At 71.3% G+C, this 15275-nt stretch carries 14 protein-coding genes; 13 read left to right on the forward strand and 1 reads right to left on the reverse strand.

What is annotated here, in order from left to right; genetic code table 11:
* Positions 1-43 precede the first annotated feature (43 nt).
* From aroC to nusB, 7 genes are all read left to right on the forward strand, one after another.
* Positions 44-1228: a chorismate synthase gene (gene aroC, locus ACFVVO_RS20425; protein ID WP_390056718.1), complete on the forward strand. Its 1185-nt coding sequence runs from the start codon at positions 44-46 to the stop codon at positions 1226-1228.
* On the forward strand, positions 1225-1743 hold the full coding sequence (locus tag ACFVVO_RS20430; RefSeq protein ID WP_390056720.1) for a shikimate kinase: 519 nt from the start codon (positions 1225-1227) through the stop codon (positions 1741-1743). The genes aroC and ACFVVO_RS20430 overlap by 4 nt, the downstream gene beginning before the upstream one ends.
* On the forward strand, positions 1740-2831 hold the full coding sequence (aroB, locus tag ACFVVO_RS20435) for a 3-dehydroquinate synthase (protein ID WP_390056722.1): 1092 nt from the start codon (positions 1740-1742) through the stop codon (positions 2829-2831). Before ACFVVO_RS20430 ends, aroB begins: the two co-directional genes overlap by 4 nt.
* Before the next feature lie 199 nt (positions 2832-3030).
* On the forward strand, positions 3031-3969 hold the full coding sequence (locus ACFVVO_RS20440) for a Pro-rich N-terminal domain-containing protein (protein ID WP_390056724.1): 939 nt from the start codon (positions 3031-3033) through the stop codon (positions 3967-3969).
* 79 nt (positions 3970-4048) lie between these two features.
* The gene (locus ACFVVO_RS20445) at positions 4049-5155 is read left to right on the forward strand and encodes an aminopeptidase P family protein (protein WP_390056726.1); all 1107 of its coding nucleotides are present in this window, start codon (positions 4049-4051) and stop codon (positions 5153-5155) included.
* Between the two features lie 212 nt (positions 5156-5367).
* Complete coding sequence (gene efp / locus ACFVVO_RS20450; RefSeq protein WP_390056728.1) at positions 5368-5934, forward strand: elongation factor P; 567 nt, start codon at positions 5368-5370, stop codon at positions 5932-5934.
* 2 nt (positions 5935-5936) lie between these two features.
* Positions 5937-6371, forward strand: coding sequence for a transcription antitermination factor NusB (gene nusB, locus ACFVVO_RS20455; RefSeq protein ID WP_390056729.1), 435 nt, complete (start codon positions 5937-5939; stop codon positions 6369-6371).
* Positions 6372-6545: 174 nt separating this feature from the next.
* Here the strand turns inward: nusB and bldD are convergent, their stop codons facing one another.
* Positions 6546-7049: a transcriptional regulator BldD gene (gene bldD / locus ACFVVO_RS20460; RefSeq protein ID WP_014671524.1), complete on the reverse strand. Its 504-nt coding sequence runs from the start codon at positions 7047-7049 to the stop codon at positions 6546-6548.
* 251 nt (positions 7050-7300) lie between these two features.
* Here bldD and pyrR point away from each other — a divergent pair, with 251 nt between their 5' ends.
* The 6 genes from pyrR (at position 7301) to carB (ending at position 15258) form a co-directional block, all read left to right on the forward strand.
* Entirely contained in the window at positions 7301-7873 is a 573-nt protein-coding gene (gene pyrR / locus ACFVVO_RS20465) for a bifunctional pyr operon transcriptional regulator/uracil phosphoribosyltransferase PyrR (protein ID WP_390056732.1), read from the forward strand.
* A 91-nt stretch (positions 7874-7964) separates the two neighbouring features.
* Positions 7965-8945 carry an aspartate carbamoyltransferase catalytic subunit gene (locus tag ACFVVO_RS20470; RefSeq protein ID WP_390056733.1) on the forward strand — a complete coding sequence of 327 codons (981 nt, stop codon included), beginning with the start codon at positions 7965-7967 and terminating at the stop codon, positions 8943-8945.
* Positions 8946-8950: 5 nt separating this feature from the next.
* A complete protein-coding gene (locus tag ACFVVO_RS20475) occupies positions 8951-10237 on the forward strand; it encodes a dihydroorotase (RefSeq protein ID WP_390056735.1) in 1287 nt (428 codons plus the stop codon).
* Positions 10234-10794: a hypothetical protein gene (locus ACFVVO_RS20480; RefSeq protein ID WP_390056737.1), complete on the forward strand. Its 561-nt coding sequence runs from the start codon at positions 10234-10236 to the stop codon at positions 10792-10794. Before ACFVVO_RS20475 ends, ACFVVO_RS20480 begins: the two co-directional genes overlap by 4 nt.
* The gene (carA, locus tag ACFVVO_RS20485) at positions 10791-11957 is read left to right on the forward strand and encodes a glutamine-hydrolyzing carbamoyl-phosphate synthase small subunit (protein WP_390056739.1); all 1167 of its coding nucleotides are present in this window, start codon (positions 10791-10793) and stop codon (positions 11955-11957) included. Before ACFVVO_RS20480 ends, carA begins: the two co-directional genes overlap by 4 nt.
* Positions 11950-15258 carry a carbamoyl-phosphate synthase large subunit gene (carB, locus tag ACFVVO_RS20490; protein WP_390056741.1) on the forward strand — a complete coding sequence of 1103 codons (3309 nt, stop codon included), beginning with the start codon at positions 11950-11952 and terminating at the stop codon, positions 15256-15258. Before carA ends, carB begins: the two co-directional genes overlap by 8 nt.
* Positions 15259-15275: the final 17 nt, after the last annotated feature.

Here is a 15275-nt window from a genome sequence, read left to right on the forward strand (position 1 = left end):
GCGTACCCAGGGCAGTACCGGGCGCGAGCACTGAGGAGCACCGTTGAGCAGGCTGCGTTGGCTGACCGCGGGGGAGTCCCACGGTCCCGCACTTGTCGCGACGCTGGAGGGGCTTCCCGCCGGCGTGCCGATCACCACGGAGATGGTGGCGGACCACCTGGCGCGGCGGCGGCTCGGCTATGGCCGCGGTGCGCGCATGAAGTTCGAGCGGGACGAGGTCACCTTCCTCGGTGGTGTCCGGCACGGCCTCACCCTCGGCTCGCCGGTCGCGATCATGGTGGGCAACAGCGAGTGGCCCAAGTGGGAGCAGGTCATGGCGGCCGACCCGGTCGACCCCGAGATCCTCGACGGGCTCGCGCGCAACGCGCCGCTGACCCGGCCCCGGCCCGGCCACGCCGACCTCGCCGGCATGCAGAAGTACGGCTTCGACGAGGCCCGCCCGATCCTGGAGCGCGCCTCCGCCCGCGAGACCGCCGCCCGCGTGGCGCTCGGCGCGGTGGCCCGGTCGTACCTGAAGGAGACCGCGGGCATCGAGATCGTCTCCCACGTGGTCGAACTGGCCTCCGCCAAGGCCCCGCAGGGCGTCTACCCGACGCCGGCCGACGTCGAGCGGCTGGACGCCGACCCGGTGCGCTGCCTGGACGCCGACGCGTCGAAGGCGATGGTCGCCGAGATCGACCAGGCCCACAAGGACGGCGACACCCTCGGTGGCGTGGTCGAGATCCTCGCCTACGGCGTGCCGGTGGGCCTGGGCTCGCACGTGCACTGGGACCGCAAGCTGGACGCGCGCCTCGCCGGCGCGCTCATGGGCATCCAGGCGATCAAGGGTGTCGAGATCGGCGACGGCTTCGAGCTCGCGCGGGTGCCGGGTTCGAAGGCGCACGACGAGATCGTGCGGACCGACGAGGGCATCCGGCGCGTGTCCGGCCGCTCCGGCGGCACCGAGGGCGGTCTGACCACCGGTGAGCTGCTGCGGGTGCGGGCCGCGATGAAGCCGATCGCGACCGTGCCCCGGGCCCTGCAGACGGTGGACGTGTCCACCGGCGAGGCCGCCCAGGCGCACCACCAGCGCTCCGACGTCTCCGCCGTGCCGGCCGCGGGCATCGTCGCCGAGGCGATGGTCGCCCTCGTCCTCGCGGACGCGGTGGCGGAGAAGTTCGGCGGCGACTCGGTGGCCGAGACCAGCCGCAACGTCCGGTCGTACCTCGAGAACCTGAGGATCCGGTGAGCGCGATGCCTGCCGTCGTACTCGTCGGTCCGATGGGCGTGGGCAAGTCCACGGTGGGCCGGCTGCTGGCCGAGCGCCTCGGAACCGGGTTCCGGGACACCGACGAGGACATCGTGGCCGCAGAGGGCCGGACCATCGCCGACATCTTCGTGGAGGAGGGCGAGCCCGTCTTCCGCGCCATCGAGAAGCGGGCGGTGCACCAGGCTGTCGCCGGGCACGAAGGCGTCCTCGCGCTCGGCGGCGGAGCCGTCCTCGACGCGGACACCCGGGCGCTGCTCGCCGGCCACCGGGTGGTCTACCTCTCCATGGACGTGGAGGAGGCCGTCAGGCGCACCGGCCTCAACGTGGCCCGCCCGCTGCTCGCGGTCAATCCGCGCAAGCAGTGGCGCGAGCTGATGGAGGCGCGGCGGCACCTGTACGAGGAGATCGCCACCGCCGTTGTGGCGACGGACGGCCGCACGCCCGAAGAGGTCACCCAAGCAGCGCTGGACGCACTGGAGTTGAAAGAAGCATGAGCGAGTCAGTCACCCGGATCCAGGTCGCCGGCAGCGCGGGCACCGACCCCTACGAGGTGCTGATCGGCCGGCAACTCCTGGGCGAGCTGGCCGGGCTGATCGGCACGAAGGCCAAGCGGGTGGCGGTGATCCACCCGGAGGCACTGGCCGAGACCGGCGACGCGCTCCGCGCCGACCTGGCCGAGCAGGGCTTCGAGGCCGTCGCCGTCCAGGTGCCCAACGCCGAGGAGGCCAAGACCGCCGAGGTCGCCGCCTACTGCTGGAAGGCGCTCGGCCAGTCCGGCTTCACCCGCACCGACGTCATCGTCGGCGTCGGTGGCGGCGCGACCACGGACCTCGCCGGGTTCGTGGCCGCGACCTGGCTGCGCGGGGTGCGCTGGATCGCGATCCCGACCACCGTGCTCGCCATGGTGGACGCGGCCGTCGGCGGCAAGACCGGCATCAACACCGCCGAGGGCAAGAACCTGGTGGGCGCCTTCCACCCGCCGGCCGGTGTGCTGTGCGACCTCGCCGCACTGGACTCCCTCCCGGTCAACGACTACGTGTCCGGGCTCGCCGAGGTCATCAAGGCCGGCTTCATCTCCGACCCGGTGATCCTGGACCTCATCGAGTCCGACCCCGAGGCAGCTCGTACCCCGGTGGGACCGCACACGGCCGAGCTGATCGAGCGTTCGATCCGGGTGAAGGCCGAGGTGGTCTCCTCCGACCTGAGGGAGTCGGGCCTCAGGGAGGTCCTCAACTACGGCCACACCCTCGCTCACGCCATCGAGAAGAACGAGCGCTACCAGTGGCGGCACGGCGCCGCGGTCGCGGTCGGCATGCACTTCGCCGCCGAACTCGGACGTCTGGCGGGCCGGTTGGACGACGCGACGGCGGACCGCCACCGGACCGTCCTCGAAGCGGTCGGCCTGCCGCTGCACTACCGCTACGACCAGTGGCCCAAGCTGCTGGAGACGATGAAGGTCGACAAGAAGTCCCGCGGTGACCTGCTGCGGTTCATCGTGCTCGACGGACTGGCCAAGCCGACCGTGCTGGAGGGCCCGGACCCGGCGGTCCTGCTCGCCGCCTACGGAGAAGTGGGGGAGTAAGTACCCCGCTGTACCACTCCGTTCGATTCCCATTGCGGAACGGGCACTTCGGACCGCCCCCGGTCGTTGCACCAAACGACGGCCGGGGGCGGTACCGTTCGGGTGGGGGTCCCTCCCACGCCCTTTAGGCTGTGGGGGAGAGCGGGCTCCGCACCCGCCTGCCAGTGCCAGATGTGTGTACGAGACGGAGTGGCAACGGATGCAGCACGCAGTGGGGTCTCCGCTGCCACCGCCCCACGAGCAGGGGCGGGGACCACACGCCGGCTGGGCGTCGGCCGCGCACCACCCGGGAGCCCCGCAGGGTCCCGCACCCGTACCTCCGCCGCCACCCGGCTACCCGGGAGCCGGAGTGGGATCCGTACCCCCGTCCGGGCCCGTGCCTCCGTCCGCACCCGTGCCTCCGTCCGCGCCCGTGCCTCCGTCCGGTCCGGTGCCGCCGTCGCACGCGCGGCCTCCCGCCCCGCGGCACGCCCCCGCCCCACCGCCCCCGGACTCCACCGGTCATGTGCCGCTGCCGCCCGGCGGCCTCGTCGGTGTGCCCGTCGCGCCGCCGGCCTCCGCCCCCGCGCCCGATCCGGCGGCCACCACCCTGGCCATCCTGCTGATCGGCCCGGCGGGCGCCGGCAAGACCAGCGTCGCCAAGTACTGGGCGGATCACCGGCGGGTGCCCACGGCCCACATCAGCCTGGACGACGTGCGCGAATGGGTCCGCTCCGGCTTCGCCGACCCCCAGTCGGGCTGGAACGACCATTCCGAGGCTCAGTACCGCCTGGCCCGCCGGACCTGCGGCTTCGCCGCCCGGAACTTCCTGGCCAACGGCATCTCCTGCATCCTCGACGACGCCGTCTTCCCGGACCGGCCGGTCGTGGGCCTCGGCGGCTGGAAGCGCCATGTCGGCCCCGGCCTGCTCCCGGTCGTCCTGCTCCCGGGCCTCGACATCGTCCTGGAGCGCAACGCCGAACGCTCCGGCAACCGCCGCCTCACCGACGAGGAGGTGGCCAGGATCCACGGCCGCATGGCGGGCTGGTACGGCTCGGGCCTGCCGATCATCGACAACTCCCAGCTGGACGTCCCGGGCACGGCCCGGCTGCTGGACGAGGTCCTCGCCAGGGCGATGGCCAGCCCGCCGAGCTGGTGACCGGCGGCATCACCCCCTCCGAGCCCCACTCGGCCCCACCCAACCAGCACAATTCGCCCAGAACTCCTACGCTCATCTCATGTCAGAGGTGCACGCGACCCGCCGATCCCGCCTGAGGGAGCGCTGCAACGCGGCCGGCGCCCCCGCCGCCCTGGTCAGCCGCCCCGCCAATGTGCGTTACCTGGCGGGCGCCGCCCCCCAGGGCGCCGTCCTGCTGCTCGGCGGGCCGGAGGACCTCCTGGTGTGCGCCGCGCCCCCGGAAGACCGCCCCGCCGACGGACGGCCGGACGAGAACGTGCGAGTGCACGTCCTCTCCTCGCCCGGGGGCGACGCGGCGGTCGCCGCGGCCGGCCTCGCCGACGTCCAGGGCACCGACGCCCTGGCCGTGGAGGAGCACGACCTCACCGTGGCCCGGTACCGGGCCGTGTCCTCCGTCGCCCCGCGGCTGCGCCTGGCCGACCTCGGCGGAGCCGTCGAGCAGCTCCGGGTCGTCAAGGACGAGGAGGAGATCTCCTGCCTCCGCATCGGCGCCGAGATCGCCGACCAGGCCCTCGGGGAACTGCTGGAGTCCATCCTGGTCGGCCGCACCGAGCGGCACCTCGCCCTGGAGCTGGAGCGCCGGCTGGTCGACCACGGTGCCGACGGGCCGGCCTTCCCCACCTCCGTGGCCACCGGACCCAACTCGGGCCGGCGCGGGCACCGGCCCACCGACCGGCGTGTGGAGGAGGGCGACTTCCTCTCCGTCTGCCTGGGGGCCACCTACCGGGGCTACCGCTGCGAGATCGGCCGCACGTTCGTCATCGGCACCTCGCCGGCCGAATGGCAGATCGAGCTGTACGACCTGGTCTTCTCCGCCCAGCGGGCCGGACGCGAGTCCCTGATGCCGGGTGCCGCGTACCGTGAGGTGGACCGCGCGGCCCGCCAGGTGCTGGACTCCGCGGGCTACGCGGAAGCACTGCCACCGCTGACCGGACACGGCGTCGGACTCGAAATCGACGAGGACCCGCAGCTGGCCCCCGCCGCCATGGGTAAACTGGACGCTTGCGTGCCGGTCACCGTCGAACCGGGGGTCCACCTCCCGGGCCGGGGCGGTGTCCGGATCGATGACACGCTCGTCGTACGCCCAGAGGCGGACGGCGGACCCGAGCTACTCACCATCACGACCAAGGAGCTGCTCGCCCTCTGAGTGACCCCAGCGAAGTCCAGGCACATCCCCACGCCGCCCGGCACGCACTCTCGCCGCACCGGCCGAAGGCCTTGGTAGCCCCGCTACGAGAACCTTCACCCGGCACACCGAGAGCACGCACCGAACGACGCGGGAACGCACCCGGACCTCTCTGGAGCCGCAGGCAGGTGCGTGCCCCGGGGTCGTACGTCAGTCCAGGAGATTCCGCAACCGTGGCTTCCACGAACGACCTCAAGAACGGCCTGGTGCTCAAGCTCGAAGGCGGCCAGCTCTGGTCCGTCGTCGAGTTCCAGCACGTCAAGCCCGGCAAGGGCCCGGCATTCGTGCGCACCAAGCTCAAGAACGTGCTCTCCGGCAAGGTCGTCGACAAGACCTTCAACGCCGGTGTCAAGGTCGAGACGGCCACTGTCGACAAACGCGACATGCAGTTCTCGTACATGGACGGCGAGTACTTCGTCTTCATGGACATGCAGACCTATGACCAGCTGATGGTCGACCGCAAGGCCGTCGGCGACGCCGCCAACTTCCTCATCGAGGGCTTCACGGCCACCGTCGCCCAGCACGAGGGCGAGGTGCTCTTCGTCGAGCTGCCGGCCGCCGTCGAGCTGGTCGTGCAGGAGACCGAGCCGGGCGTCCAGGGCGACCGCTCCACCGGTGGCACCAAGCCCGCCACCCTGGAGACCGGCCACCAGATCCAGGTCCCGCTCTTCATCACCACCGGTGAGAAGATCAAGGTCGACACCCGCACCAGCGACTACCTCGGCCGGGTGAACAACTAACCGTGGCCGCCCGCAACACGGCCCGCAAGCGCGCCTTCCAGATCCTCTTCGAGGGCGACCAGCGCGGCGCCGACGTCCTGACGGTCCTCGCCGACTGGATCCGGCTCTCCCGGTCCGACACCCGGCAGCCGCCGGTGAGCGAGTACACGATGCAACTCGTCGAGGGCTACGCCGAGCACGCGAAGCGGATCGACGAGCTGATCGCGCAGTACGCGGTGGACTGGACGCTCGACCGGATGCCGGTGGTGGACCGGAACATCCTGCGCCTGGGCGCCTACGAGCTGATCTGGGTCGACGAGACCCCGGACGCCGTCGTCCTGGACGAGATGGTGCAGCTGGCGAAGGAGTTCTCCACGGACGAGTCCCCCTCGTTCGTCAACGGCCTCCTGGGCCGGCTGAAGGAACTCAAGCCGTCACTGCGCCGGGACGAGGCGTAGACGGTACGACGAACGCCACAGGGCCCGCGGTGAGCGATCGCCGCGGGCCCTGTGGCGTGGTGTGCCGGTGCCCCCTCGGGAGGCCCTGAGAGGGCGCGCAAAGCCGCCGGGGTGGCCGGAACCGTAGAGTTCCGGCCACCCCGGCGGCACGTTTCTGCTGAGGCGCTGTGCGGCTCAGGCCTCTTCGTGGGTCGCCACGGCGCGGCGCGCGTCCGCGTCCAGGACACCCCAGCTGATCAGCTGCTCGGTGAGCACCGAGGGGGACTGGTCGTAGATGACGGCGAGTGTGCGCAGGTCGTCCTGGCGGATCGAGAGCACCTTGCCGTTGTAGTCGCCGCGCTGGGACTGGATCGTCGCCGCGTAGCGCTGCAGCGGGCCCGCCTTCTCGGCCGGCACGGTGGCCAGCCGCTCCAGGTCCAGGACCAGCTTCGGCGGCGGCTCGGCGGCGCCGCCGGGCGTGGTGCCCGGCAGCAGCTCCTGCACCGGGACGCCATAGAAATCGGCCAGCTCGGCCAGGCGCTGCACGGTCACGGCACGGTCACCGCGCTCGTAGGAACCGACCACCACGGCCTTCCAGCGACCCTGGGACTTCTCCTCGACACCGTGGAGGGAAAGGCCCTGCTGGGTGCGGATGGCCCGGAGCTTGGCCCCGAGCTGTTTGGCGTATTCGCTGGACATATAGCTCCCCGGCACTGTGTCGACGCGGTCGGCTGTGATTTCCGCCGCGCGGCTGGTAACTCACTGTGAGGTTACGCAGCGTGACTCTTGCGCGTCAAGCCGAATGGTCCACCCCGACTCTTCCGTTCCGGTGGCGGCCGATTACGCCGGACGGGTGATCGGAGACTCCCGGGGACCTGATACGGTGGATGGCGCAAATCCGACGTCCTTTAAGGTCCGTCCCGTGAGGCGGAGAAGGGGGTCCGTTTCGTATGGACACACACGCCAGTTCCTCCGCGTCCGATGCGCGGCCCGTGCTCGAGGGCCCCGACATCGCACGCGTTCTGACCCGCATCGCCCACGAGATCGTCGAGCGCGCCAAGGGCGCCGACGACGTGGTGCTCCTCGGCATTCCGACCCGGGGGGTCTTCCTCGCGCAGCGGCTCGCCGCCAAGCTGGAGCAGATCACCGACCGCAAGGTCCCCGTCGGCTCGCTCGACATCACCATGTACCGCGACGACCTGCGCATGCACCCGCCGCGTGCGCTGGCCCGCACCGAGATCCCCGGTGACGGCATCGACGGCAAGCTGGTCGTCCTCGTCGACGACGTGCTCTTCTCCGGCCGCACCATCCGCGCCGCCCTCGACGCCCTGAACGACATCGGGCGCCCGCGCGCGGTGCAGCTCGCGGTCCTGGTCGACCGCGGCCACCGCGAACTGCCCATCCGCGCCGACTACGTCGGCAAGAACCTCCCCACGTCGTTGCGGGAGACGGTCAAGGTCCAGCTCACCGAGGAGGACGGCCGCGACACCGTGCTGCTCGGTGTGAAGCCGGCCGACCAGTAGCGAGTCCGGCGTACGGCCGCCCCGGCGCGCCCGTACACGCACCGGTCCGCACCGAATCTCCCTGTATGAACTGCCTTACGGAGCCTGACAGATGCAGCGTCATCTCATCTCGGCCGCCGACCTCACCCGCGACGACGCCGTCCTGATCCTCGACACCGCCGAGGAGATGGCCCGGGTCGCCGACCGGCCGATCAAGAAACTGCCGACCCTGCGCGGCCGCACGATCGTCAACCTCTTCTTCGAGGACTCCACCCGCACCCGGATCTCCTTCGAGGCCGCCGAGAAGCGGCTGTCCGCGGACGTCATCAACTTCTCCGCCAAGGGGTCGTCGGTGTCCAAGGGCGAGTCCCTGAAGGACACCGCGCAGACCCTGGAGGCGATGGGCGTCGACGCGGTCGTCATCCGGCACGGCGCCTCCGGAGCCCCCTACCGCCTGGCCACCTCCGGCTGGATCGACGCCGCCGTGGTCAACGCCGGCGACGGCACCCACCAGCACCCCACCCAGGCCCTGCTGGACGCGTTCACCATGCGCCGCCGCCTGGTCGGCCGGGACGCCGGACTGGGCCAGGACCTGAGCGGCAAGCGGATCACCATCGTCGGCGACGTCCTGCACAGCCGGGTCGCCCGCTCCAACGTCGACCTGCTGCACACCCTCGGCGCCGAGGTCACCCTGGTCGCCCCGCCCACCCTGGTGCCGGTCGGCGTCGGGAACTGGCCCTGCCAGGTCTCGTACGACCTCGACAGCACGCTGGTGAAGTCCGACGCGGTGATGATGCTGCGGGTCCAGCGCGAGCGCATGAACGCCGCCTTCTTCCCCACCGAGCGCGAGTACTCGCGGCGCTACGGCCTCGACGCCGAGCGCATGGCGAAGATGCCCGAGCACGCCATCGTGATGCACCCCGGCCCGATGGTCCGCGGCATGGAGATCACCGCCGAGGTCGCCGACTCCGACCGCTGCACCGTCGTCGAGCAGGTCGCCAACGGCGTCTCCATCCGGATGGCCGTCCTGTACCTGCTGCTCGGCGGCAACGAGCCCGCCCTCACCCACGCCCGCGCCACCGAGGAGAAGTAAGAACCATGAGCAAGATCCTGATCCGTGGTGCGAAGGTGCTCGGCGGCGAGCCGCAGGACGTGCTGATCGACGGCGAGACGATCGCGGAGGTGGGCCAGGGCCTCAGTGCCGAGGGCGCGGAGGTCGTCGAGGCCGCCGGCAAGGTACTGCTCCCCGGCCTGGTCGACCTGCACACCCATCTGCGCGAGCCGGGCCGCGAGGACTCCGAGACCGTGCTGACCGGCACCCGCGCGGCCGCGAGCGGCGGCTACACGGCCGTGTTCGCCATGGCCAACACCTTCCCGGTCGCCGACACCGCCGGCGTCGTCGAGCAGGTCTACCGGCTCGGCAAGGAGCACGGCTACTGCGACGTGCAGCCCATCGGCGCCGTCACCGTCGGCCTGGAGGGCAGGAAGCTCGCCGAGCTGGGCGCGATGCACGAGTCCGCCGCCGGCGTCACCGTCTTCTCCGACGACGGCAAGTGCGTGGACGACGCGGTGATCATGCGCCGCGCGCTGGAGTACGTGAAGGCCTTCGGCGGCGTCGTCGCCCAGCACGCGCAGGAGCCGCGCCTCACCGAGGGCGCCCAGATGAACGAGGGCGTCGTCTCCGCCGAACTGGGCCTGGGCGGCTGGCCGGCCGTCGCCGAGGAGTCGATCATCGCGCGGGACGTGCTGCTCGCCGAACACGTGGGCTCCCGCGTGCACATCTGCCACCTGTCGACCGCCGGGTCCGTGGAGATCGTCCGCTGGGCCAAGTCCCGCGGCATCGACGTCACCGCCGAGGTCACCCCGCACCACCTGCTCCTCACCGACGAGCTGGTGCGCACGTACAACCCGGTCTACAAGGTCAACCCGCCGCTGCGCACCGAACGCGACGTGCACGCCCTGCGCGAAGCGCTCGCCGACGGCACGATCGACATCGTCGCCACCGACCACGCCCCGCACCCGCACGAGGACAAGGACTGCGAGTGGGCCGCCGCCGCCATGGGCATGGTGGGCCTGGAGACCGCGTTGTCGGTGGTCCAGGAGACGATGGTCGACACGGGCCTGCTGGACTGGGCCGGCGTCGCCGACCGGATGTCCGTCAAGCCCGCGCAGATCGGGCAGGCAACCGGGCACGGCCGCCCCGTCTCGGCTGGTGAGCCCGCCAACCTCGCCCTCGTCGACACGGCATACCGTGGCCAGGTGGACCCCGCGGGCTTCGCCTCGCGCAGCCGCAACACCCCGTACGAGGGACGCGAGCTGCCGGGCCGTGTGACGCACACGTGGCTCCGGGGCAAGGCCACGCTCGTCGACGGGAAGCTCACGTGACACCTGTAATCCTGCTGGCCGAGGCGAAGAAGTCGGCCGAGGTCACCGACTGGGGCGCCCGCATCGGCTGGCTCGTCGGACTCGCCCTCTTCGTCGCGCTCCTCTACTGGCTGATGCGCGAGGGCTGGAAATGGCGCGGCACCCTCCAGGGGGACCTGCCCGCCCCGCCCAGCGCGCCGGACGAGACCGGCCCGGTGAGACTGAGCATGAGCGGCCGCTACCACGGCTCCACGACCGCCGGGCAGTGGCTGGACCGCATCGTGGCCCACGGCCTCGGCACCCGCAGCCGGGCCGAGCTCACCCTGACCGACGCGGGCCTGGAGGTCGAGCGCCCCGGAGCGACCGACTTCTTCGTCCCCACGGCCGCGCTGCGCGGCGCCCGGCTCGACAAGGGCATCGCGGGCAAGGTCCTCACCGAGGGCGGACTGCTGGTGGTGACCTGGGCGCTCGGCGACAGGCTGATCGACTCCGGCTTCCGCTCGGACCACGCGGCCGAGCACACCGAGTGGGCCGACACCCTGAACAAGATGATCAACGACACGGAAGGCGCACGATGACGACCTCCACCAGGGGAACCGCGAAGGTTCCCGCCGTACTCGTCCTGGAGGACGGCCGCACCTTCCGCGGCCGCGCCTACGGGGCCGTGGGGGAGACCTTCGGCGAGGCCGTGTTCTCCACCGGCATGACCGGCTACCAGGAGACCCTCACCGACCCGTCCTACGACCGCCAGATCGTCGTCGCGACCGCCCCGCAGATCGGCAACACCGGCTGGAACGACGAGGACGACGAGTCCCGGCGCATCTGGGTCTCCGGGTACGTCGTGCGCGACCCCGCGCGCGTGCCGTCCAACTGGCGCGCCAAGCGGTCCCTGGACGACGCGCTGGTCGAGCAGGGCGTGGTCGGCATCTCCGGGATCGACACCCGCGCGCTCACCCGCCACCTGCGCGAGCGTGGCTCGATGCGCGCCGGCATCTTCTCCGGCACCGCGCTGAGCAGCGCCTCCGGCGCGGGCGTCGCCCCCGAGGCCGAGCTGGTCGAGCGGGTGCAGGCGCAGCCGCACATGAAGGGCGCGAGCCTCTACGAGGAGGTCGCCACCAAGGAGGCGTACGTCGTCCCGGCGGTCGGTGAGAAGCGCTTCACCGTCGCCGCCATCGACCTCGGCATCAAGGGCATGACCCCGCACCGCATGGCCGAGCGCGGCATCGAGGTGCACGTGCTCCCGGCCACCGCCACGCCCGACGAGGTCTACGCCGTCGAGCCCGACGGTGTCTTCTTCTCCAACGGCCCGGGTGACCCGGCCACCGCCGACGGCCCGGTCGCGCTGATGGCCGCCGTCCTGGAGCGCCGGACGCCGCTGTTCGGCATCTGCTTCGGCAACCAGATCCTCGGCCGCGCCCTCGGCTTCGGCACCTACAAGCTGAAGTACGGCCACCGGGGCATCAACCAGCCGGTCCAGGACCGTACGACCGGCAAGGTCGAGGTCACCGCGCACAACCACGGCTTCGCCGTCGACGCGCCGCTCGACAAGGTCAGCGAGACCAAGTTCGGCCGCGCCGAGGTCTCCCACGTCTGCCTGAACGACGACGTGGTGGAGGGGCTGCGGCTGCTCGACCAGCCGGCCTTCTCCGTCCAGTACCACCCCGAAGCGGCAGCGGGCCCGCACGACGCCGCCTACCTCTTCGACCGCTTCGTATCCCTGATGGAGGGCCAGCGTGCCTAAGCGCACCGATATCCAGTCCGTCCTGGTCATCGGCTCCGGCCCGATCGTCATCGGCCAGGCCGCCGAGTTCGACTACTCCGGCACCCAGGCGTGCCGGGTGCTCAAGGCCGAGGGCCTGCGCGTGGTCCTCGTCAACTCCAACCCGGCGACGATCATGACCGACCCGGAGATCGCCGACGCCACCTACGTCGAGCCGATCACCCCCGAGTTCGTCGAGAAGATCATCGCCAAGGAGCGCCCGGACACGCTCCTGCCCACCCTGGGCGGCCAGACGGCCCTCAACACCGCCATCGCGCTGCACGAGAACGGCGTCCTGGAGAAGTACGGCGTCGAGCTGATCGGCGCCAAGCCCGAGGCCATCCACAAGGGCGAGGACCGCGACCTGTTCAAGGGGGTCGTGGAGGAGGTCCGTCGCAAGACCGGGCACGGCGAGTCCGCCCGCTCGGTCATCTGCCACTCCATGGACGACGTCCTCAAGGGCGTCGAGACGCTCGGCGGCTACCCCGTGGTCGTCCGCCCCTCCTTCACCATGGGCGGCGCCGGCTCCGGCTTCGCGCACGACGAGGAGGAGCTGCGCCGCATCGCCGGCCAGGGCCTCACGCTCTCCCCGACCACCGAGGTGCTCCTGGAGGAGTCCATCCTCGGCTGGAAGGAGTACGAGCTGGAGCTGATGCGCGACAAGCACGACAACGTCGTGGTCGTCTGCTCCATCGAGAACTTCGACCCCATGGGCGTGCACACCGGTGACTCCATCACGGTCGCGCCCTCGATGACGCTGACCGACCGCGAGTACCAGATCCTGCGCGACATCGGCATCGCCGTCATCCGCGAGGTCGGCGTCGACACCGGCGGCTGCAACATCCAGTTCGCGGTGAACCCCGAGGACGGCCGGGTCATCGTCATCGAGATGAACCCGCGCGTGTCGCGTTCGTCGGCGCTCGCCTCCAAGGCGACCGGCTTCCCCATCGCCAAGATCGCCGCCAAGCTGGCCGTCGGCTACACGCTCGACGAGATCCCGAACGACATCACCCAGGAGACCCCGGCCTCCTTCGAGCCCACGCTCGACTACGTGGTCGTCAAGGCCCCGCGGTTCGCCTTCGAGAAGTTCCCGCAGGCCGACTCCACGCTGACCACCACCATGAAGTCGGTCGGCGAGGCCATGGCCATCGGCCGCAACTTCCCCGAGGCCTTCCAGAAGGCGCTGCGCTCGCTGGAGAAGAAGGGCAGCCAGTTCGCCTTCACCGGCGAGCCCGGCGACAAGGAGGCGCTGCTCCACGAGGCCGTGCGCCCCACCGACGGCCGGATCAACACCGTCATGCAGGCCATCCGCGCGGGCGCCACGCCCGAGGAGGTCTTCGAGTTCACGAAGATCGACCCGTGGTTCGTGGACCAGCTCTTCCTGATCAAGGAGATCGCGGACGAGCTGGCCGAGGCGCCCGAGCTGACCGGTGACCTGCTCACCGAGGCCAAGCGCCACGGCTTCTCCGACCAGCAGATCGCCGACATCCGCGGTCTGCGCGAGGACGTCGTCCGGGAGGTCCGGCACGCCCTCGGCATCCGCCCGGTCTACAAGACGGTCGACACCTGCGCCGCCGAGTTCGCCGCGAGGACGCCGTACTTCTACTCGTCCTACGACGAGGAGTCCGAGGTCGCGACCCGCGAGAAGCCCGCGGTGATCATCCTGGGCTCCGGCCCGAACCGCATCGGTCAGGGCATCGAGTTCGACTACTCCTGTGTCCACGCCTCCTTCGCGCTGTCCGACGCCGGGTACGAGACCGTGATGGTCAACTGCAACCCGGAGACCGTCTCCACCGACTACGACACCTCCGACCGGCTGTACTTCGAGCCGCTGACGCTGGAGGACGTGCTGGAGATCGTCCACGCGGAGCAGCAGGCCGGCCCGGTCGCGGGCGTGATCGTGCAGCTCGGCGGCCAGACCCCGCTCGGCCTGTCGCAGGCCCTGAAGGACAACGGCGTGCCGATCGTGGGCACCTCGCCCGAGGCGATCCACGCCGCCGAGGACCGCGGCGCCTTCGGCCGGGTCCTCGCCGAGGCCGGCCTGCCCGCCCCGAAGCACGGCACGGCCACCACCTTCGAGGAGGCCAAGGCCATCGCCGACGAGATCGGCTACCCGGTCCTGGTCCGGCCCTCGTACGTCCTCGGCGGGCGCGGCATGGAGATCGTCTACGACGAGTCCCGCCTGGCCTCCTACATCGCCGAGTCGACCGAGATCAGCCCCTCCCGGCCGGTCCTCGTCGACCGCTTCCTGGACGACGCCATCGAGATCGACGTCGACGCGCTCTACGACGGCGAGGAGCTGTACCTCGGCGGCGTGATGGAGCACATCGAGGAGGCCGGCATCCACTCCGGCGACTCGGCGTGTGCTCTGCCCCCGATCACCCTCGGCGGCTTCGACATCAAGCGCCTGCGCGCCTCCACCGAGGCGATCGCCAAGGGCGTCGGCGTGCGCGGCCTGATCAACATCCAGTTCGCGATGGCGGGCGACATCCTCTACGTCCTGGAGGCCAACCCGCGCGCCTCCCGTACGGTGCCCTTCACCTCCAAGGCGACCGCGGTGCCGCTGGCCAAGGCCGCCGCCCGGATCTCGCTGGGCGCGACCGTCGCCGAGCTGCGCGCCGAGGGCCTGCTCCCGGCGAACGGCGACGGCGGTGAACTGCCGCTGGACGCGCCGATCTCCGTCAAGGAGGCCGTGATGCCGTGGTCGCGCTTCCGCGACATCCAGGGCCGCGGCGTCGACACGATCCTCGGCCCGGAGATGCGCTCCACCGGCGAGGTCATGGGCATCGACTCGGTCTTCGGCACGGCGTACGCCAAGTCGCAGGCCGGCGCCTACGGGCCGCTGCCCACCAAGGGCCGCGCGTTCATCTCGGTCGCCAACCGGGACAAGCGCTCGATGATCTTCCCGGCGCGCGAGCTGGTCGCGCACGGCTTCGAGCTGCTCGCCACCTCCGGCACCGCCGAGGTGCTCAGGCGCAACGGCATCAACGCCACGGTCGTGCGCAAGCAGTCCGAGGGCACCGGCCCGAACGGTGAGCGGACCGTCGTCCAGCTCATCCACGACGGCGAGGTCGACCTCATCGTCAACACCCCGTACGGCACCGGCGGCCGCCTCGACGGCTACGACATCCGCACCGCGGCGGTGGCCCGCTCCGTGCCGTGCCTGACGACCGTCCAGGCGCTCGCGGCGGCCGTTCAGGGCATCGACGCCCTCAACCACGGCGACGTGGGCGTCCGCTCGCTCCAGGAACACGCGGAACACCTGACCGCGGCCCGCGACTAGCAGCCCTGAGGGGGACA

It is taken from the genome of Streptomyces sp. NPDC058145 (assembly GCF_042884245.1).
In the GTDB taxonomy this organism is placed as follows: Bacteria; Actinomycetota; Actinomycetes; order Streptomycetales; family Streptomycetaceae; genus Streptomyces.